The sequence below is a fragment of the Amycolatopsis sp. NPDC089917 genome (assembly GCF_040684635.1).
In the GTDB taxonomy this organism is placed as follows: Bacteria; Actinomycetota; Actinomycetes; order Mycobacteriales; family Pseudonocardiaceae; genus Amycolatopsis.
Genome location: NZ_JBFBGL010000016.1, coordinates 103855 through 124184 on the forward strand (window position 1 = coordinate 103855; position 20330 = coordinate 124184).

At 68.3% G+C, this 20330-nt stretch carries 18 protein-coding genes; 15 read left to right on the forward strand and 3 right to left on the reverse strand.

The genetic code is table 11. From position 1 onward, the window contains the following. Position 1 precedes the first annotated feature (1 nt). The 15 genes from AB0N89_RS14730 to AB0N89_RS14800 all read left to right on the forward strand — a co-directional run bounded on the left by AB0N89_RS14730 (position 2) and on the right by AB0N89_RS14800 (position 17224). Complete coding sequence (locus AB0N89_RS14730; protein WP_364204533.1) at positions 2–526, forward strand: acyl-CoA thioesterase; 525 nt, start codon at positions 2–4, stop codon at positions 524–526. A 136-nt stretch (positions 527–662) separates the two neighbouring features. Further along, positions 663–2588 carry a S8 family serine peptidase gene (locus AB0N89_RS14735; protein WP_364204535.1) on the forward strand — a complete coding sequence of 642 codons (1926 nt, stop codon included), beginning with the start codon at positions 663–665 and terminating at the stop codon, positions 2586–2588. A 297-nt stretch (positions 2589–2885) separates the two neighbouring features. Continuing rightward, positions 2886–4121, forward strand: coding sequence for a class I SAM-dependent methyltransferase (locus tag AB0N89_RS14740; protein ID WP_364204537.1), 1236 nt, complete (start codon positions 2886–2888; stop codon positions 4119–4121). Next, a complete protein-coding gene (locus tag AB0N89_RS14745) occupies positions 4118–4915 on the forward strand; it encodes a sugar phosphate nucleotidyltransferase (RefSeq protein ID WP_364204539.1) in 798 nt (265 codons plus the stop codon). The genes AB0N89_RS14740 and AB0N89_RS14745 overlap by 4 nt, the downstream gene beginning before the upstream one ends. Further along, a complete protein-coding gene (locus AB0N89_RS14750) occupies positions 4912–5565 on the forward strand; it encodes a PIG-L family deacetylase (RefSeq protein ID WP_364204541.1) in 654 nt (217 codons plus the stop codon). Before AB0N89_RS14745 ends, AB0N89_RS14750 begins: the two co-directional genes overlap by 4 nt. A 5-nt stretch (positions 5566–5570) precedes the next feature. Next, positions 5571–6593: an SDR family oxidoreductase gene (locus AB0N89_RS14755; RefSeq protein ID WP_364204543.1), complete on the forward strand. Its 1023-nt coding sequence runs from the start codon at positions 5571–5573 to the stop codon at positions 6591–6593. Continuing rightward, positions 6593–7867 (forward strand): DUF4910 domain-containing protein, encoded by a 1275-nt coding sequence (locus AB0N89_RS14760; protein ID WP_364204545.1) that lies wholly within the window; start codon positions 6593–6595, stop codon positions 7865–7867. Before AB0N89_RS14755 ends, AB0N89_RS14760 begins: the two co-directional genes overlap by 1 nt. A 2-nt stretch (positions 7868–7869) precedes the next feature. Then, positions 7870–9144, forward strand: a complete 1275-nt coding sequence (locus AB0N89_RS14765; RefSeq protein ID WP_364204547.1) for a hypothetical protein — start codon at positions 7870–7872, stop codon at positions 9142–9144. Further along, positions 9141–10091: a glycosyltransferase family 2 protein gene (locus AB0N89_RS14770; protein WP_364204549.1), complete on the forward strand. Its 951-nt coding sequence runs from the start codon at positions 9141–9143 to the stop codon at positions 10089–10091. The genes AB0N89_RS14765 and AB0N89_RS14770 overlap by 4 nt, the downstream gene beginning before the upstream one ends. Continuing rightward, complete coding sequence (locus AB0N89_RS14775; RefSeq protein ID WP_364204551.1) at positions 10088–11275, forward strand: polysaccharide pyruvyl transferase family protein; 1188 nt, start codon at positions 10088–10090, stop codon at positions 11273–11275. Before AB0N89_RS14770 ends, AB0N89_RS14775 begins: the two co-directional genes overlap by 4 nt. Continuing rightward, a complete protein-coding gene (locus tag AB0N89_RS14780) occupies positions 11272–11820 on the forward strand; it encodes a dTDP-4-dehydrorhamnose 3,5-epimerase family protein (protein WP_364204553.1) in 549 nt (182 codons plus the stop codon). Before AB0N89_RS14775 ends, AB0N89_RS14780 begins: the two co-directional genes overlap by 4 nt. 4 nt (positions 11821–11824) lie before the next feature. Then, positions 11825–13141 carry a glutamate-1-semialdehyde 2,1-aminomutase gene (locus AB0N89_RS14785; protein ID WP_364204555.1) on the forward strand — a complete coding sequence of 439 codons (1317 nt, stop codon included), beginning with the start codon at positions 11825–11827 and terminating at the stop codon, positions 13139–13141. After that, complete coding sequence (locus tag AB0N89_RS14790) at positions 13138–14637, forward strand: right-handed parallel beta-helix repeat-containing protein (protein ID WP_364204557.1); 1500 nt, start codon at positions 13138–13140, stop codon at positions 14635–14637. The genes AB0N89_RS14785 and AB0N89_RS14790 overlap by 4 nt, the downstream gene beginning before the upstream one ends. A 56-nt stretch (positions 14638–14693) precedes the next feature. Next, complete coding sequence (locus AB0N89_RS14795) at positions 14694–16127, forward strand: right-handed parallel beta-helix repeat-containing protein (protein WP_364204559.1); 1434 nt, start codon at positions 14694–14696, stop codon at positions 16125–16127. Positions 16128–16273: 146 nt separating this feature from the next. Continuing rightward, a complete protein-coding gene (locus AB0N89_RS14800) occupies positions 16274–17224 on the forward strand; it encodes a hypothetical protein (protein ID WP_364204560.1) in 951 nt (316 codons plus the stop codon). 62 nt (positions 17225–17286) lie between these two features. Here the strand turns inward: AB0N89_RS14800 and AB0N89_RS14805 are convergent, their stop codons facing one another. Genes AB0N89_RS14805 through AB0N89_RS14815 form a run of 3 tightly spaced genes read right to left on the reverse strand, consistent with a single transcriptional unit; the run spans position 17287 to position 20329 of the window. Further along, the gene (locus AB0N89_RS14805) at positions 17287–17925 is read right to left on the reverse strand and encodes a phosphatase PAP2 family protein (protein WP_364204562.1); all 639 of its coding nucleotides are present in this window, start codon (positions 17923–17925) and stop codon (positions 17287–17289) included. Further along, positions 17922–19115 carry a glycosyltransferase family 4 protein gene (locus AB0N89_RS14810; RefSeq protein ID WP_364204564.1) on the reverse strand — a complete coding sequence of 398 codons (1194 nt, stop codon included), beginning with the start codon at positions 19113–19115 and terminating at the stop codon, positions 17922–17924. The genes AB0N89_RS14805 and AB0N89_RS14810 overlap by 4 nt, the downstream gene beginning before the upstream one ends. Continuing rightward, a complete protein-coding gene (locus AB0N89_RS14815) occupies positions 19112–20329 on the reverse strand; it encodes an O-antigen ligase domain-containing protein (protein WP_364204566.1) in 1218 nt (405 codons plus the stop codon). The genes AB0N89_RS14810 and AB0N89_RS14815 overlap by 4 nt, the downstream gene beginning before the upstream one ends. Between the last annotated feature and the right edge of the window lies 1 nt (position 20330).

The following is a 20330-nucleotide window of genomic DNA, read 5'->3' on the forward strand; positions in this document are numbered from 1 at the left end:
GGTGTCGGCGGCGCCGTGCGGCGGGAACACCGCGCGATCGTTGAAGATCCACACCGTGCACGCACATCCGCTGGGGACGACCAGTGCGAATCCCGCCTCCGAAATCCATCTCTACCGTCATCGCCTGCGGGTCACCGACCTGGACTACCTCGGTCACGTCGGGAACGTGCGGCTGCTGGACTACTTCCAGGAAGCGCAGGTCGCGATGCTCGACCCGCGGCGTGACCGGGTCTTCCGGACGAAGGGGCCGACCTATCTGATCGCGAAGCACAACGTCAGCTACGTGCGGCGGCTGACGTTCCGCGACAACCCGGTCGAGGTGGAGACCGTGGTGGGACGAATCGGGACCTGCGACATCGTGGTGAACAGCAGACTTCGCGACGAGAAGGTCGTCTACGCGCGCTGCCGCACCATCTGGGTCGCGTGCACCTTGCCCGACGGCGGCACGCGGCGCCTCGACGAGGAGGAACGCGAGCGGCTGGCGCGGTTCAGCGGGACGATCGACGAGATCCCCGCCGCCCGCTGAACGAGTTTTTAACCGTTTATGCTCCATTTCCCGCAGCGCCGGAAAAGCGCTGGGCCGTTCAGCGGCTGATCATCGGGCATTTCGGTCGGTACCTTCGGAAGACTCTCTCCCCTGCAGAGCTCCCCGGAGGTATTTCATGCCACGGTCGAAGTCTGTCCGCTTCCTCGCGCCCTTGGTCGGCGCGATGCTCCTGACCAGTGGGGTGGCCGCGGCCGCCCCGACCCCCGAAGACCCCCAGTTCATCCGCCTGGCCAGCAGGACCTTCGACCCGCTCACCCAGCGCGCGGCGGCGAGCCAGGACTGGAAGGGCGCCTACCTGCTCCAGGTCCGGAACACGCTGACCGACGCGCAGCGGGGACAATTGCGCGGGCTCGGCGTGCGAATCGGGACCTACATTCCCGATTTCGCGTACGTGGTCAGGTTCAAGCCCGAGAACCGCGAATCGATCGCGAAATTGACTTTCGTCCGCTGGCTCGGCGAATACCGGCCGGATGACAAGACGGAAATCTCGATGGCCGGGACGGGCAGCTATCTGGTGACGCTGGTCGAGCCGGACGCGCGGGACCAGCGCGCGGTGGCCGAGCGGATCCTGCGGCTCGGCGGCGGTATCGAGGCGATCTCGCAGAGCGGTCAGCACCTCGTCGCCACGCTCGGCTCCGGCCAGGTCGCGACCGTGGCGCAGGGCGCCGAGGTGCTCGCGGTCGGCGCGATCACCGCACCCGGGACCGACATGGCCAACGCCAGGGAGAGCGGGGGCGCGAACTACATCGAGAGTGTCGGCGGCTACCGCGGCCAGGGCGTGCGCGGCGAGGTCATGGACGGCGGGCTGCGCGCCACGCACCAGGAGTTCAAGGCGCGGCCGACCGTGCTGCACGGCTCGAACTCGACCGACACCAGCCACGGCACCGCGACGTACGGGGAGATCTTCGCGTCCGGCGTGAGCGCCCCGCAGCGTGGCCTGCTGCCCGAGGGCCAGGGCATCTTCGCCACCTACAACAAACCGGACCGCTACGCGCACACGAAGGAACTCGTCGACCCGGCAGGCAAGTACCGCGCGGTGTTCCAGAGCAACAGCTGGGGCGGCGGGCTGACGACGTCGTACACCTCGGTGTCGGCCGAGCTCGACAAGATCGTCTTCGACCTCGACCTGCTGATCTGCCAGTCGCAGAGCAACGCCGGGACCCAGCAGTCGCGGCCGCAGGCCTGGTCGAAGAACGTGCTTTCGGTCGGCGGGCAGTACCACTACAACACGCTGAGCCGCACCGACGACAAGTGGAACCGCGGCGCCAGCATCGGCCCGGCCTCCGACGGCCGGATCAAACCGGAACTGTCGAACTACTACGACAAGATCGACACCACGTCGTCCGGCAGTGACACCTCGTACACGACGTCGTTCGGCGGCACGAGCGGCGCGACCCCGATCACCTGCGGAAACGCCGGTCTGCTGTTCCAGATGTGGGCCGACGGTGTGTTCGACGGCGGCCCCGGCAAGGGGCGCGACGTCTTCACGAGCCGCCCGCACGCCGCGACCGCGAAGGCGCTGCTGGTCAACGGGGCCGACCAGTTCGCGTTCAGCGGCACCTCGCACGACATGACCCGCACGCATCAGGGCTGGGGCACCGCGAACGTGCGGTACCTGCACGAACAGGCCAAGGCGAACGGGTGGAAGCTGCCGGTGCTGGTCAACGAGACGGATCTGCTGAGCACCGGGCAGTCCAAGAAGTACACGGTCGCGGTGAACGGCACGAAGCAGTTCAAGGCGACGCTGGCCTACACCGACCCGGCAGGCTCGCCGAGCGCGTCGGCCGCCAGGGTCAACGACCTGACCCTGAAGGTGACCGCGCCGAACGGGACCGTCTACTACGGCAACAACGGGCTGAACGCGGGCAACTTCTCGACCGCGGGCGGCTCGCCGAACACCCTCGACACGGTGGAGAACGTCATCCTCGAAAAGCCCGCCGCCGGGACTTGGACGGTGGAGGTCGTGGCGACGCAGGTCAACGCCGACGGACATCCGGAAACGCCGGCGACCGACGCGGACTACGCCTTGGTGGTTTCTTGACGATGTGAGCGGCGCCACTGGCCACTTCGCGTTTGGCCCGCTGAACGCGAAGTGGCCGGGTTCCGTGAATGCGGGATCGCGTTTAGCGGGCTAAACGCGAAGTGAGGGGCTTGGAATCACCCACGGTCACGGGGTTCCGGCATTGCCCGCGCCCGGATGGCCGAGACAGGTGCGCCGATGGACGAGACGCCAGGTTTCGGTTGTGAGACGGAAGCGTGAGACCCCGGAATGGCCTGTAACGAGGTGGCCCGAGGTGCCGACGTCTGGGATACGTGACGCGAGCCAAGGAGCCTCTCGATGACCACCTGCCGACTCTGCGGATCGGCCCATCTCGCCAGCGTCGTCGACCTCGGGGCGACGCCGCCGTGCGAACGTTTCCTGACCGCGGAACAGCTCGCGGAACCGGAGCAGACCTATCCTCTGCACCTGCGGGTCTGCACCGAATGCTGGCTCGCCCAGATCCCACCGCTGATCACCCCGGAAGAGACTTTCACCGAATACGCGTACTTCTCGTCGTATTCCGCCTCTTGGGTCGACCACGCCAAGACCTTCGTCGACGGCGCCGTCGAACGACTCGGGCTCGACGAGTCCTCGTTCGTCGTCGAAGTCGCCAGCAATGACGGCTATCTGCTCAAACATGTTGTGGCGCAGCAGATCCGCTGTCTTGGCGTGGAACCTTCGGTGAACGTGGGCCAAGCCGCGCGTGACGCCGGGGTGCCGACGAAGACCGCCTTCCTCAGTCCCGAAAGCGGGCGCGACGTCCGCGAGGAGCACGGTCCCGCCGACCTCGTCGTGGCGAACAACGTTTACGCACACATTCCGGACATCATCGGCTTCACGCACGGGCTCCGCGCCCTCGTCGCCGATGACGGCTGGGTCAGCATCGAGGTCCAGCACCTGCTGACGCTGATCCAGGAGAACCAGTACGACACCATTTATCACGAGCACTTCCAGTACTACACGGTGGAATCCGCGCGCCGGGCCCTTTCGCGCGGCGGATTGTCCGTTGTGGACGTCGAACTGCTGCCCACCCACGGCGGATCCATCCGGCTGTGGGCGCGCCCGGACGCCGTCGCCGGCGAGCCGAGCGAGCGGATGATGCGGGTCCTCGACGCCGAGAAGGCCGCCGGGCTGCACGAAATGTCCGGCTACACCGAATTCGCCGAGCGGGTCACCAAGGTCCGGCTCGATCTGAACAAGTTCCTCACCGACGCGGCGCTCGAAGGCAAGACCGTCGTCGGCTACGGCGCCCCGGGCAAGGGCAACACGCTGCTGAACCACTGCGGCATCCGCCCGGACGTGCTGCGGTACACCGTCGACCGCAACCCGTACAAGCACGGCCGGTTCACCCCCGGCACCCGCATCCCGATCCTCCCGCCGGAGCGCATCGAAGCGGACCGGCCCGATTACGTGCTCGTCCTTCCGTGGAACCTCCGGAAGGAACTGACCGCCCAATTGTCCTTTGCCGGCGATTGGGGCGGGAAACTGGTCTTCCCCATCCCGCACCTGGAAATCGTCGAGGTGAAGTCGTGAAGGTAGTCCTCTTCTGCGGCGGCTACGGCATGCGGATGCGCAACGGTGACGCGTCCGACGTGCCGAAGCCGATGGCCATGGTCGGCCCCAGACCGCTGATCTGGCACGTGATGCGCTACTACGCGCATTTCGGCCACACCGAGTTCGTGCTCTGTCTCGGTTACGGCGCGCACCACATCAAGGAATTCTTCCTCAATTACCAGGAGACCGTCTCCAACGATTTCGTCCTGCGCAACGGCAAGGCGGAACTGCTGTCGACCGACATCGCGGACTGGTCGATCTCCTTCGTGCAGACCGGCCTCGAATCGGCCATCGGCGAGCGGCTGCGCCGGGTGCGCCCGTATCTCGAAGGCGACGAGATGTTCCTCGCCAACTACGCCGACGTCCTCACCGACGCCCCGCTCCCGGAAATGATCGAGCGGTTCAAGGAATCCGACGCCGGCGCGTCGATGATGGTCGTGCCGCCGCAGTCGTCGTTCCACTGCGTCGAGATGAACGAGGACGGCCGGATCGGCGCGCTGACCCCGGTCAGCGAGATGCCGCTGTGGGAGAACGGCGGGTACTTCGTGCTGCGCCAGGAGGTCTTCGACCACATCCCCGAGGGCGGCGACCTGGTGGCCGACGGCTGCGGCGAGCTCGCCAAGCGCGGCAAGCTGCTCGCGTACCCGTACCGCGGGTTCTGGAAGCCGACCGACACCGTCAAGGAACGCGTCCAGCTCGACGACGCGTACGCGCACGGAGACCGCCCCTGGGCGCGGTGGGAACGCGAACCCGCGCCGGCGGTCACGGCGTGATCGGACTCGGCACCGGCGGGATCGAGCGGATCGTCGCGCTCGGCGCGCATTGTGACGACATCGCCATCGGGGCGGGCGGCACACTGCTGACGATCTGCGCCGGCAACCCGGGGGTCCGGGTCGACGCGCTCGTCCTGTCCGGCGGCGGCACCGAGCGGGAGGCCGAGGAGCGCGCCGCGCTCGCGGCCTTCTGCCCGGGCGCCGACGTCGAGGTCACCGTGCTGAAACTGCCCGACGGCCGGTTCCCCTCGCATTGGGAAGAGGCCAAGAACGGGCTGGAGGACCTGCGCCGCCGCACGGATCCGGATCTCGTCCTCTCGCCGCGCACGGCCGACGCGCATCAGGACCACCGCGGCCTGGCGACGCTGGTGCCGACGGTGTTCCGCACCCATCTCCAGCTGGAGTACGAGATCGCCAAATGGGACGGCGACCTCGGCAAACCCACCGCGTACGTCCCGCTCTCCCCGGACCGCGCCGAGGAGAAGGTCCGGCTGCTGCAGGAGCATTACGCCTCGCAGCGGCACCGGCCCTGGTACGACCGGGAAGCCTTCCTCGGCCTCGCCCGCATTCGCGGCATCGAATGCGGGCAGCGTTATGCCGAGGCCTTCGACCTCAAGAAACTGACGCTCGACCTCACTGCGAAAGGCTGAAAGTCATGCGTGTGCTGCTGACCGGGCACAAGGGCTACCTGGGCACGGTGATGGCCCCGGTGCTGGCCGCCGAAGGCCACGAGGTGGTCGGCCTCGACTCCGGTCTCTACGACACCTGCGTGCTGGGCCCCGCGCCCCAGGATCCCGAAGGCTTCGAGGTCGACCTTCGTGACGTCACGGCCGAGCACGTGGCCGGCGTGGACGCCGTGATCCACCTCGGCGCGCTGTCCAACGACCCGCTCGGTTCGCTGGCGCCGGAGCTGACCTACGACATCAACCACCACGCGTCGGTCAAGCTGGCCAAGCTGGCGAAGGACGCCGGGGTCAAGCGGTACCTCTACGCCTCGACGTGCTCGGTCTACGGCGCTTCGGGCGGCGACGGCCTGGTCGACGAGGACGCGCCGCTGCGCCCGGTGACGCCGTACGCCGAGTCGAAGGTGCGGGTGGAGGACGACGTCCAGGAGCTCGCGGACGGCGACTTCAGCCCGGTGTACATGCGCAACGCCACCGCGTTCGGGTTCTCGCCGCGGCTGCGCGGCGACATCGTGCTGAACAACCTGACCGCGCACGCGTTCCTCTCCGGCGAGGTCCTGGTGCTCTCCGACGGCACGCCGTGGCGGCCGCTGGTGCACGCCAAGGACATCGCGCGTGCCTTCGCGGCGGCCCTGGTGGCGCCCAAGGAAGCCGTGCACGGCAAGGCGTTCAACATCGGCACCGAACGCAACAACGTGACCGTCGCCGAGATCGCCGAAGAGGTCGTCGAGGCCGTTCCCGGCTCGACGCTGCGGATCACCGGCGAGGCGGGCGCGGACCCGCGGTCCTACCGGGTCGACTTCTCCCGGTTCCGCGCGGCGATCCCGGGCTTCGACTGCGACTGGTCGGTCAAGGACGGCGCGCTCGAACTGATCGACGCCTACAAGACCCACGGCCTCACCGAACACGGCTTCCAGCGCCTGTTCACCCGGCTGGCCCGGCTGCAGGACCGCACCGCCGCCGGCGAACTCGACGACACCCTCCGGCGTCGCTGATGTCGTACCGGGACCTGGACACGAGCGCCGGCCTGCGTGAGCTGGTCGAGCGCCTGTATCCGCTGTGCCGCAGCATCACCGGCGACGGCGTCCGCCGCACGCTGGAGATCGTCGGCGAGCACATCCCGCTGGAGATCCACGAGGTCCCCACCGGCACCCAGGTATTGGACTGGACGGTGCCGCAGGAGTGGAACATCCGCGACGCGTACATCAAGGACGCTTCCGGCCGCCGCGTGGTCGACTTTCAGGAGTCGAATCTGCACGTCGTCGGCTACAGCGTCCCGGTGTCGCGGAAGATGCCACTCTCCGAGCTGCGGGAACACCTCCACACCCTGCCCGACCAGCCGTCCTGGGTGCCGTACCGGACCAGCTACTACTCGCCGACCTGGGGTTTCTGCCTGGCACAGGAAACCCTCGACGCGATGCCGGACGGCGAGTACGAGGTCTGCATCGACTCGACACTGGCCGACGGGAGCCTCACCTACGCGGAGCACGTTGTGCGGGGCGAGGTCGCCGACGAGGTGATCATCTCCTGTCACACGTGTCATCCGTCGCTGGCGAACGACAACGTCGCCGGGATCGCGATCGCCGCCGCCTTCGCGCAGACGCTCGAAAAGCCCCACTACACGTACCGGTTCCTGTTCATGCCGGGCACGATCGGCGCCATCACCTGGCTGGCGCGCAACACCGAGCGCGCCGGCCGGATCAAGGCCGGGCTCGTGCTGGCGTGCGCCGGTGACCCTGGATCGCTGACGTACAAGCGAAGCCGCCGGGGCGACGCCGAGATCGACCGCGTGCTCTCCTACGTCCTGGCCGATCGCGCGCACGAGATCGTGGACTTCTCGCCGTACGGCTACGACGAGCGCCAGTTCTGCTCCCCCGGCTTCAACCTGGGTGTCGGATCGCTGACGAGGACGCCGTACGCGGGCTATCCCGAGTACCACACCTCGGCCGACAACCTCGATTTCGTCTCCACCGAGGCCATGGAGGAAACCCTCCAGACCTTGAAGGACACGTACGCCGTTCTCGACCGCAACCGCAGCTATGTCAACCTCAGCCCCTACGGCGAGCCGCAACTCGGCAAGCGGGGGCTGTACGGCTCGCTGGGCGGGCGAAGCGACGCCAAACAAGCCCAGATGGCCATGCTCTGGGTGCTCAACCTCTCGGACGGCGAGCACAGCCTGCTCGACGTCGCCGAGCGGTCCGGGCTGCCGTTCGATTCCGTCGTCGCCGCCGCTCAGGCGCTGCACGACGCCGGATTGCTCAAGGATTAGAGATGCGATCACTTCTGCGTTCCCAAGCCGTCCGGGCGATGGCCGGACGGCTCAGCTGGGGCCTCGGCGACCAGGCCGTCTCCAGTATCACCAACTTCGTGGTCGGTCTCTACGTCGCGCGTTCGCTCGGCACGTTCGCGTTCGGCATGTTCAGCCTCGCCTGGGTCAGCTACGGCGTGGTGCTCAACCTTTCGCGCGGGCTGACGACGGATCCGCTGATGGTGCGGTTCTCCGGGGTGTCCACCGAATCCTGGCGCGCCGCGACCAAGCGGGCGACCGGGACGGCGCTCACCGCGGGCGTCGTGTCCGGGCTGATCAGCGTGGCCGCCGGGCTCATCGTGGGCGACAGCACCGGCGGGGCGTTCATCGCGCTCGGCTTCGTCATCCCCACCCTGCTGCTGCAGGACGCGTGGCGGTTCGCCTTCTTCGCCGCCGGACACGGGAAGAAGGCGTTCCTCAACGACGTCGTCTGGGGGATCGCGCTGATCCCGGCGTTGTTCATCGCGCACCACACGTCCGACACCGTCGTCGCGTTCATCCTGGCGTGGGGCCTTTCCGGGGCGGTCGCCGCGGGTTTCGGCTGCCTGCAGTCCGGGGTCCGGCCGGATCCGCGCGGCACGCTCGACTGGATCAAGGCACACCGCGACCTCGGCGCCCGCTACGTGATCGAAAACGTCAGCAACAGCGGCTCGTCGCAACTGCGGATGTACGGTCTCGGCGCGATCGCCGGGATCGCGAGCGTCGGCGCGGTCCGCGGCGCCGAACTGCTCCTCGGGCCGTTCTTCGCCCTCTTGATGGGACTTTCCCTGGTCACGGTCGCCGAAAGCGCACGGGTGCTCCAACGGGCCCCGCACCGCTTCCGGAAGTTCTGCGCCGTCCTCGGCGCCGGCCAGGCGGCGGCGGCCCTGTTCTGGGGCCTCGCCTTGCTTCTGGTACCCCACGACGCCGGCCGGTTCGTCCTCGGTGACGTCTGGGATCACGCTTCGAAACTGATCCTCCCGGTGACCATCGGCATCGCCGCGGCGGGATTCAACACCGGAGCGGCCGCCGGACTGCGTGCGCTCGGCGCTGCGAAACGGAGCCTTCGCGCCCAGCTGATCAACTCGGCCGGCTATGTCGGCTTCGGGCTCATAGGCGCCTTCTTGGCCGGGGCGTCCGGATCCGCTTGGGGGGTCGCGTTGGCGATCACCAGCGGATCAGCGGTGTGGTGGCTTCAGCTGCACATCGCCCTCAAGGAACACAAGACTTCGGAGAAGGAAGAAATGAGGACGTCATGAGCACCGCTCCTCGGCTGAGCATCGGGCTCCCGGTCTACAACGGCGAGGACTACCTCGCCGAATCGCTGGACGCACTCCTCGGCCAAAGCTTCGCGAACTTCGAGCTGATCATCTCGGACAACGCGTCCACCGACCGCACCGAAGAGATCAGCCGCGAGTACGCGAAGCTGGATTCCCGCGTCCGCTACGTGCGCCAGCCGGTGAACATCGGCTGCGCGCCCAACCACAACTACTGCGTCGACGTCGCCCGCGGCGAGCTGTTCAAGTGGGCCTCCGACGACGACCTGTACGCGCGCGACCTGCTGGAACGCTGCGTCGAGGCGCTCGACGAGCACCCCGAGTTCGTCCTCTCGCACTCGTGGACGGCGATGATCGACGAGAAGGGGGTCGTCACGCAGGCCCTGGAGTACCCGCTCAACACGGTCTCGCCGCACGCCGCGGAACGCTTCCGCAGCACGCTGTTCGCCCCCGGCGGGGACGACGACGGCGCGGTCATCCGCACCGAGGTGCTGCGCCGCGTCGCGCCGCTGGACAGCTACCACCACGCGGACCGCACGATCATCTCGGAACTGGCCCTGCACGGCCCGTTCCACCAGGTGCCCGACTGGCTGTACTTCCGGCGCGACCACCCCGGCCGTTCCGAGCACGAGCACCCGACCGTGCGACGGCGGGCCACCAACCTCGACCCGAAGCGGGCCGACAAGCTGCGCCATCCGATGATCCGGCTGCTCGGCGAGTACGTCCTGGGGTACGTCAACGCGATCCGCACCGCGCCGATCTCCGGCGCCGAGAAGCGTGAATGTTTCCGCTACCTGCGGCAATGGGCACTGAACCGGGCGGGGAACCCGGCCATGGGACGGATGCCCGTCCAGGCCGAGGCCGAAACCGGCCCGCGTGAGGTCTCCGTCGTCTCGGTCGTCGCCGGCCAGGAGGGACGAGTCCCTTGATCCCGCCCGCGAGGATCGGGCTGTTCGGACTCCTCGGATCGGGGAACCTCGGCAACGACGGTTCCTTCGAGGCGGTCCTCGGGTTCTTGCGCACGGAGCATCCGGACGCCGCCATCAGCGTGATGTGCGGCGGTCCGGAAGTCGTCGCGTCGCGCTACGGACTCGAGACGACCGCGTTGAACTGGTACGAGGGCGAATACCGGACGGTCTCGGGACCGCTTTCAGTCGTCATGAAGGGTTTCGGGAAGCTCGTCGACATCGTCCGCACGGCGGCGTGGGCCCGGCGGCAGGACGTGGTGATCGTGCCGGGGATGGGTGTCCTGGAATCCACCCTTCCCCTGCGTCCCTGGGGTTTCCCGTACGCGTTGCTGCTGCTCTCGGCGTCCGGCCGGTTGGTCGGGACCAAGGTGGCGCTGGTGAGTGTCGGCGCCAGCGTGAGCTCGCAGCGGGCCACCCGGGCGGTCATCGGCTGGGCCGGTCGGCTGGCGTCGTTCCGGTCCTACCGGGACGAGCCGTCACGGGACGCGATGCGCGCGATGGGGGTCGACGTCACGACCGACCGCGTCTACCCCGATCTCGCCTTCGCCCTCCCCGCGCCGTCGGAACCGGTGCTGCCCCGCTCCGTCGGGGTCGGCGTGATGGCCTACCACGGCGGGAACGAGGACAGGGCCCGCGCCGGCGACATCTACGAGTCCTATGTGGACAACATCACCCGGTTCGTCGCCAAGCTGGTCTCCGACGGGCGCCCGGTGCAGTTGTTCATCGGCGACCAGGCGGACCAGCAGGTCGTCGAGGAGATCATGCGGGAACTGGATTCCCCGCTGATCGCCGCCGCCGAGATGTCCACTTTGGACGACGTGCTGCGGGCGATGTCCGCCGTCGAGACCGTCGTCGCCACCCGGTACCACAACGTCCTGTGCGCGCTGAAGCTGGCGAAACCGACGCTGTCCATCGGCTACGCGAGCAAGAACAAGGTCCTCATGACCACACTGGGGCTGGGGGATTTCTGCCAGTCGGCCAAGGAGATCGACTTCGACGCGCTGGTGCGCCAGTTTGCCGAACTCGAATCCCGGGCGGGCGAACTGACCGCGATCGTGGCGAAACGGGGCGCGGAGCAAGTGCGACTACTGGACGAGCAGTTCGCCGAACTGTCGGCCGCCTTCCTGCCGATGGGAGTCCGATGAAGGTGATCCCGGTGCCCGCCGTCGCGGGCGCGTACCTGTTCGAACCGACCCCGCACACCGACGAACGCGGCTTCTTCAGCCGCACGTTCGACGCCGACGTCGTCCGCTCGGCCGGGATCGACCCGAACGGGTTCCTCCAGGACAGCGTTTCCCGGTCCCGCAAGGGTGTGCTGCGCGGGATGCACCTCCGTTCCGGGAAGGGCGAGGCGAAACTGGTCCGGTGCTCGTGGGGCGCCGTCTTCGACGTCGTCGTCGACCTGAGGCCGGATTCGCCGACCTACCTCGGCAAGGAGACGTTCGAGCTGTCCGGGGAGACCCAGGTCTCGCTGTACATCCCGGCGGGCTGCGCGCACGGGTTCCAGGCGCTCACCGAGATCGCCGACGTCTCCTACCGGATCGACCGCGAGCACGATGCGAGCGAGGACGTCGCGATCGCGCACGACGACCCGGACCTGGCGATCCCCTGGCCGCTCCCCGTGGCCCTGATGTCGGAACGGGACCGCCGTGCCCTTCCCCTTTCCCAGGTACTACAAGACACGAGGTGAGAGCATGACCCGTCAGCTTCCCAAGTCGATGCGGGCCAACGAGCGCCTCCACGCCATGATCCCCGGCGGCGCGCACACCTACGCCAAGGGCGACGACCAGTACCCGGAGAACCTGGCGCCGGTCATCTCCCACGGGCTCGGCGCGCATGTCTGGGACGTCGACGGGAACTCCTACATCGAGTACGGCTCGGGGCTGCGCGCGGTCAGCCTCGGGCACGCGCACCCGAGGGTCAGCGAGGCCGCCCACCGCGAGATCGACCGGGGCGCCAACTTCGCCCGTCCGTCCATCGTGGAGGAACGGGCGGCGACGAAGTTCCTCGAAACCGTCCCGACCGCGGAGATGGTCAAGTTCGCCAAGAACGGCTCGGATGCCACCACGGCCGCGGTCAAGCTCGCCAGGGCGGCCACCGGCAGGCCGCTCGTGGCGATCTGCCGTGACCACGCGTTCTTCTCCATCGACGACTGGTTCATCGGCACCACGGCGATGTCGTCGGGCATCCCGGACGAGATCACCGGTCTCACCGTGTCGTTCCCGTACGGCGACCTCCCGGCGACGGAACAGCTGCTGCGGGAGAACGCGGGCCGCGTCGCCTGCCTGGTGCTGGAGGCGTCCACGCAGCTCGAACCGCCCGCCGGGTATCTCGTCGGCCTGCGGGAACTCGCCGACCGGTACGGCTGCGTGCTGGTCTTCGACGAGATGATCACCGGTTTCCGCTGGTCCGAGGCGGGAGCTCAGGGTCTCTACGGCGTCACGCCGGACCTCTCGACGTTCGGCAAGGCGCTCGGCAACGGGTTCGCCGTCTCCGCGCTGGCGGGCAAACGCGAGCTGATGGAACTCGGCGGCCTGCGCACCGGCAAGGACCGCGTCTTCCTGCTGTCCACCACGCACGGCGCCGAGACGCATTCGCTGGCGGCCGCGATCGCGGTCATGGAGACCTACACCGAAGAAGGCATCGCCGCGCGGCTGCACGCGCTCGGCGACCGGCTCGCCGCCGGGGTCCGCGAAGTCGCGGCCTCGGCGGGGGTCGGGGAACACGTCGTCGTGCGCGGCCGGGCGAGCAACCTCGTCTTCGCCACGCTCGACGCCGGCAAGAACCCGTCGCAGGACTATCGAACGTTGTTCCTGCGGCAGTTGGTCACGGGCGGGGTCCTCGGACCGTCGTTCGTGGTCAGCGCCGCGCTGTCCGAAGAAGACATCGACCGGACGGTCGAAGTGGTCTCGCAGGCCTGCCTCGTGTACCGCAAAGCGCTCGACGCGGATGATCCGGCGCCGTGGCTGGGTGGTCGTCCGGTGAAGCCGGTTTTTCGGAGAAGGGTATGAGTTCTGGGATCGCATCTCGCTCGGCCGGCAGACGGACGCTCTGCGTAGCGCTGTCGGTGTTACTGCTCCAGGTCTCCGTCGAGAGCACGGCGGAGGCATCCGAAGAGCCGGCGAGAGGGGTGTGCGGCACCACCGTCGGTGTCCCCTCCGCGCCGGAAGGTGCCCAGGTCGTCGAACCGGGTACCGATCTGAACGAACGGACCAAGTCCAACCCGCCCGGGACCACGTTCTGGCTGGCCCCGGGCACCCATCACCTGGCCGACGACCAGTTCGGGCAGGTGCTGCCCAAGGACGGCAACGTCTACCTCGGCGCACCCGGAGCCGTACTCGACGGACGACGGCTCAACCGCGCGGCGTTCACCACGTCGGCCAAGGACGTGGTCATCCGGGGACTGACGATCCGCGGCTTTCTCGGCCAACAGGACCAAGGCGTGGTGAACCATGACTCCGGCGAGCGCTGGACCATCCAAGGCAACGTCATCGAGGACAACGACGGCGCCGCGATGATGACCGGATCCGGTCAGCGGGTGATCGGGAACTGCCTGCGCAACAACGGCCAGTACGGCATCAACGCCTACCACGCCGGCGGTGGGCTGTCCGACCTGGTGATCGAAGGCAACGAGATCACCGGGAACAACACCGGCGACTGGGAGACGAAGATCCCGGGCTGCGGCTGCAGTGGCGGCGCGAAGTTCTGGGCCGTGAACCGCGCCGACATCGTCGGCAACTTCGTCCACCACAACCACGGTGTCGGGCTCTGGGCCGACACGAACAACAACGATTTCCTCATCCAGGACAACGTGATCGAGGACAACGCGTCCGAGGGGCTCTTCTACGAGATCTCCTACAACCTGGACCTGATCGGGAACACGTTCCGGCGCAACGCGCTGGTGCAGGGCCGCACCCGGGCCGCCAAGGGCGACACCTTCCCGGTCGGCGCGGTGTACCTCAGCGAGTCGGGCGGAGAGCCGAGGCTGCCCGCCCGGACCAGCCAGATCGACATCCGGGGCAACCTGTTCTCGGACAACTGGTCGGGGATCACCCTGTGGGAGAACGCCGACCGGTTCTGCAACAGCCCGGCCAACACGTCCACGTTCTCGTGCACGGCGCTGGTCCCGTCGACGGCCACCTGCTCCGACCCGGGCATCGCGACCGCGCCGTTGTACTCCGACTGCCGGTGGAAGACCCAGCGGGTCCTGGTGCACGAGAACACGTTCGAGTTCGACGGGTCACTGGAAGGCTGTCTCGACCGCTGTGGCCGGATGGCGGTGCTCTCGAACTACGGGACGTATCCGCCCTGGTCACCGTACCGGGGGAACGTGATCTCCGACGCGATCACCTTCCGGCAGGAGAACCGGTGGTACGACAACCAGTACTACGGGCCTTGGAAGTTCGTCGCCCAGGACGCTTCGCGGCAGCTGACGCCGGAGCAATGGCGGGCCGAGCCCTACCGGCAGGACGTGTGCAGCGGGTTCGGCGAGGCGGTGACCTGCTGAAGTTTCACCTGTAAGTGTCCATCTGGGACGGTCCATAGTGGCTTACCGTTTCCGGTATGCGCGCGTTCCTGGTGGTCCTGTCGCTGCTCGCGGCAGGAGTCGTCACAGCCTCCCCGGCTTCGGCGGCTCCTGCCGCGGCTTGCGCTGAGGGTCCGTTGAGCCCTTCGAAGCCGGCCGACGCCGTGGTCGTCTCCCCGGGGACAGACCTGTCCGAGAAGACGCGCGAGCTCCCGGCAGGCACGACGTTCTGGCTGGCCGAGGGCAAGCACACGCTGGGCCAGGACGAGTACGACCAGGTCATCCCAAAGGACGGCGACGCCTACCTCGGCGCGCCCGGCGCCGTGCTGGACGGCGGCGGCGTCAACCGCTACGCGTTCACCCAGCAGGCGCGCGACGTCGTCATCCGCGGCCTCACCATCCGCGGATTCGCGGCGCCGCGGGATCAGGGCGTGGTCAATCACGACTCCGGCGAGCACTGGACCATCGAAGGCAACACCATCGAGGACAACCGCGGCGCCGCGATGATGGCGGGTCCGCGTCAGCAGATCCTGCGGAACTGCCTGCGCGACAACGGCCAGTACGGCATCAACGCCTACCGGGCGGGTGACGGGATCACCGGACTGCTCGTGGAGGGCAACGAGATCACCGGGAACAACACCGACGACTGGGAGAAGCAGGTCCCCGGCTGCGGCTGCAGCGGCGGCGCGAAATTCTGGGCGGTGGACGGCGCCGACATCCGCGGGAACTGGGTCCACCACAACCACGGCGCCGGGCTGTGGGCGGACACGAACAACAACGACTTCCTCGTCGAGGACAACCTGATCGAGGACAACGAGGCGGAGGCGTTGTTCTACGAGATCTCGTACAACCTCGTGGTCCGCGGCAACACCTTCCGGCGGAACACCCTGGTGCAGGGACGTGCTTTCGCCGCTCGCGGGGACGATTTCCCGGTCGGGACGATCTACCTGTCGGAGTCGGGCGGTGAGCCGCGTGTCCCGGCGCGGACCTCACTGGTGGAGATCGTGGACAACGTCTTCGAGGACAACTGGGGCGGGATCACCGCATGGGAGAACGCCGACCGCTTCTGCAACAGCCCGGCCAATACCTCTTCCGGGTCCTGCACTCGCCTGGTTCCTTCGGTCTCTTCGTGCGCTTCTCCGGGGATCACCTCTCGTCCGTTGTACGACGACTGCCGGTGGAAGACTCAGCGGGTTTCGGTTCACGGGAACAAGTTCTCTCACGGGTCTTCGTGCACGGGGTTGTGCGGGCGGATGGCGCTTTTGGCGAACTTCGGGACCTATCCGGAGTGGTCGCCTTATCGGGGTTCTTCTGTTTCCGACGCCGTCACGTTTCGGCAGGGGAATCGGTGGTACGAGAACGTTTACTCGGGTTCTTGGCGGTTCGTCGTTCATGACACTTCGCGAACTGTGGGGGCCTCGGCTTGGCAGGAGGCTCCTTACTCGCAGGACGCGGGGTCGAGCTTCAGGTGACCGGGGGCGACGCCGGGTCGAGCGTGGAGGATTTGGGACATTGAGCGTCCCAAATCCTCCACGCTCGAATCTCTTTTTTGGCGTGACAGGTCCGCTCGTGTCTCTTATCGAGCAAACTTGTCGGTGGCGAGGTTCATGGTGATCGAGTGCAAAGAGGAACCTGGTCGACCGACCCCCTGCTCGTCCACGGCCCGATGGTCGTCCGCGCGGCCGCGCTCATAGCCGCCGGCGTGCCGGGCCGAACCATTTCCCGCCGATGTGGTCCCGGCGGCCCCTGGCAGCGGTTGCTGCCCGGAATCGTGCTGCTCCACAGTGGAGAACCCACTAGTGAACAGCAGCTCCAGGCGGCGCTGCTCCACGGTCGCGAGAACGCGATCTTGACCGGCCCCTGGGCGCTCAGTCGCCATGGGCTGGAGCGGCTACCGCGGCCCGGGGACGTGCACATTCTGGTGCCCGCCGATCGTCGCGTCGCGTCGACCGGTTTCGCTCACGTCGAAAGAACGCGGCATCTGCCGAGGCCGTACTTCCGAGATGGCATCCCCGTCGCTCCCGTCCCGCGTGCCGTCATCGACGCCGCCCGCAGGCTCACCGACGAAGACGAGATCCAGGCGATGATGGCCGAGTCCGTCCAACGCCGCTTCTGCACCACTGACATGCTCGCCCAGGAACTCGACCAAGCGGGCCGGACCGGCACCGCGCTTCCACGAAGGGCCCTGATCCCACTCCTGGCCGGAGCGAGATCCGTCGCCGAGGCCGACGCCTGGCGCCTCTGGCGAAGATCCGGGCTCCCGCCGGGGCACTGGAATGTCCCGATCTTCGACTCGAACGGGAATTACCTCGCCACCCCGGACTTCTGGTGCGACGAGATCGCGTTCGCGTGGGAGATCGACTCCTACCGCCACCACGCGAACCTCGCGGACCACCGGGACACCGTCGCCCGGAACGCTCGCTATGTCGCCGCGGGGATCGTCGTGTTGCAGACGCTTCCGTCCCGGCTGCTCACGGAGCCGGACCAAGTGCTCAGCGAACTCCAAGCCGCGTTCCGAACCGCCCAGGCCCGGCCCCGCCCGAACGTCGCGATCAGGCGAGCCGCGTAGCGTGAGGAGATGGCGGAGGCGCCCGAACCTTCGCCGGTTTGGGCGACGGCCCCGCCCGAACGTCAAGCGGGCCGCCGCGTGAGGCGGTCCACCGCCCACCCCACCACCGGAACCACCGCGACAGCGACCCCGAACCCCCCGAAGGTGTCCGTCGGATAGTGCGCCCCCAGCGCCACCTCCGCCCAGCCCATCGCCAGCCCCGCGAAAGCGACCAAACCCGCCAGCACCGAAGCAGCGGCAAGAGGCCCGAGGCCCCGCACGTCGATCACCAGCAGCGCCACGACGGTCGCGACGGTCACCGCGAAGGCCGTGTGCCCGCTGGGATAGGACAGGAACTCGTCGTGGATCAGCCTGCCGGTCAGGGGTTTCAGGCCGGTGGTCAGCGCCACCGTCACCCCGCTGGCGGCCACCATCAGGATCGCGATCCGCGGCCGTCGGTGCCGCAGGCACAGCCAGCCGAACAGCGCGATGACCACGATCGCGCCGACCGGTTCGCCCGCGAAGTCGATGGCGGTCGCCACGTACCAGAGCGGGCCTTCGACCCGGTCGACGACGGGGAGCACGAGGGCGTCGAGTCCGGCGAGGTGGGAGGTGCCGGCGTAGCGCAGACCGAGGACGAGAGCGACGACGAAGCCGAAAGCGCCCAGGGTCCAGAGCGGGACTCGCGCCCGCGGCGGTAGTGCGGGCGGACCGGCGATCACGCGAAGGACGCCGCGTCGATCGCGGCCTGGTATCCGCCGACGAGGCGTTCCAGGCCGACCTTCGGCGTGAACTCCTGCTCGTAGACCAGCCGCGCCGCCCAGCCCATCTCCTGGTTCCGTTCGGCGTCGCCGACGATCTCCCGCAGGCGGGCCGCGAGAGCTTCGGGGTTCCCGGGTTCGTGCAGCAGGCCGGTCACGCCGTCCTCGACGAGTTCGCGGAAGGCGCCGTGGGCCGAGGCGACCGTCGGGACACCGGCGGCCATCGCCTCGACCACGACCAGTCCGAAAGCCTCCAGCCACTCCGAGGGGGCGATGACCGCGTTCGAGCGGGCGATCAGGTCGCGGCATTCCTCTTTGGACTGAAGACCGACGTAGCGGACGTCGTCGCGGCCGTCCGCCCAGCGCGCGACCTCGTCCTGCATCGGGCCGGTGCCGGCGATCACCAGCGGCGGCAGCGGGCCGCCCGCGGCGACGAGCAGGTCCCACGCCTTCATCAGCAGGCCGACACCCTTTTCCGCGGTGATCCGGCCGAGGAACAGCAGGTGCTCCCCCGCGCCCTGGCGGGTCGTGCCGGGATCGGCGACGTAGTTGTACTTCACCCCGAGCTTGTCGGCGGGCATCCCGGCGGCGATCAGCACCTCGCGTTGCGCCTTCGAGATGCAGAAGAACCGCGACACCCCGGACCACCAGCGGCCGCGGTTCAGCATCAGGCTCGCCGCCATCGGCGCGGTCGCGAGCCCCGAGCCGCGATAGCACCCGTGCCGCACGGCGGGCACCGGCGACCGGCCCACGCAGTCGGTGCACACCTGGCCGTCGCGGTACAGCGTGCCGGGAGGGCAGATCAGGGTGTAGTTGTGCACGGTCGCGACGGTCGGGACACCGGCGTCGGCGCAGGCCGCCAGTACCGACGGCGAGAGCAGCGGGAACGTGTTGTGGATGTGGACGACGTCCGGCCGGTCGTCGGCGAGGCGCCGGGCCAGGTCCGCGCGCACGGCCCGGTTCCACGGCACCTGGAGCGGGACGATGGCCTTGCGCGGCAGGGACATCTCCGCGATGTCGTCGCTGCGCCGCTCGAACAGGCCGACCTCGTGCCCGGCCTCGGCCAGCAGCGCGGTCTCCTGGTCCACGACGTTGTTCTCACCGCTCGGCTGCTCGGATCTGTACCGGTTGTGGATCACGAGAACCTTCACGCGGGCTCCTTCAGAAACTGAGGTTCTTCGGTAGGCACACGCACCAGCAATGACGCGGCCAAGGCCAGATGCAGCAGATACGGCGACGCGTCGCCGAGACCCGCCTCGGTGTAGGAGGCGGAAAGACAGTAGGTGATCAGGAAGATCGCGCACGCCCTCGCCGGCGACGGCGGCCGCAGCACCGCGACCACGACCAGCACGAGCAGGTACGCCGCCACGATCCCGATCCCGACGTAGCCCTGCTCGTGGTAGACCGCGAGCCAGCTGCTGTCGATCGGGAGACCGTCGTAGGACTTGTCGGTCAGGCCGACACCGAACAGGTACTCCAGCGTCGACCGCGGCGCGTAGAGCAGCGCGTCCCACACCTTCGCGCGACCGGTGAGGCTGGAGAAGTTCTCCTCGGACTGCCCTCGCAGGAACCAGCTCTGCACCACCCCGCCCAGCACGACCACGACGAACAACCCGCCGAAGATCAGCCCGGTGAACACCTTGCGGGCGCGGGCGCTGGACATCCATTGCGACATCAGCGCCACGATCGTCCCGACCACCAGGCCGAGCATCGCGGTGCGGGTGTGGGTCAGCAGCAGGACCCCGAACGCCGGGACGATGACGACGAGCGCGTGCCGCCGGTTCAGCTTTCCCCCGAGCCACAACAGGATCGTGAGGCCGATGACGACGGCCGCGTACTGCCCGACCTGCGGCGGGGTCAGCGGCCAGACCGTGCCGGTGAGCCGTCCGCCGTACTCGAACGGCAGCGCGTTGCCGGGGCTCAGCCCGAGCCCGATCACCACCGTCACCAGCACCGCGCCGTAGGTGCGGATGTGCTGGCGCACGAGGTCGAGGCCGCCGTCCCACCAGCGGGTCAGCAACCACAGGGTGCTGAGGAAGAGAGCGAACCGAAAGCACCGGAACAGCGCGCCGAAGCCGCCTTCGAGGTTCAGGCTCGCGACCACGCTCAGGATGGCCAGCAGCGTGAGCAGGAAGAGATAGGCGTTCGGCCGGAACCGCAGCCTGGGATTCAGGGCGAGCGCGATGATGAAGGCGGTGCCCAGGGAGCCCATGGTGATCAGCTGGCTGACCGACCTCGGCAGCGGGACGACCGTCTTGGCCCCGGTCGACCCGAGGGTGTTGATGATCAGCAGCGTCCAGGCGATGCCCGCCGCCTTGGGGAAGCCGCGGATCGCCGACGCGGGCCGGACGGCGGGTTCGATCACG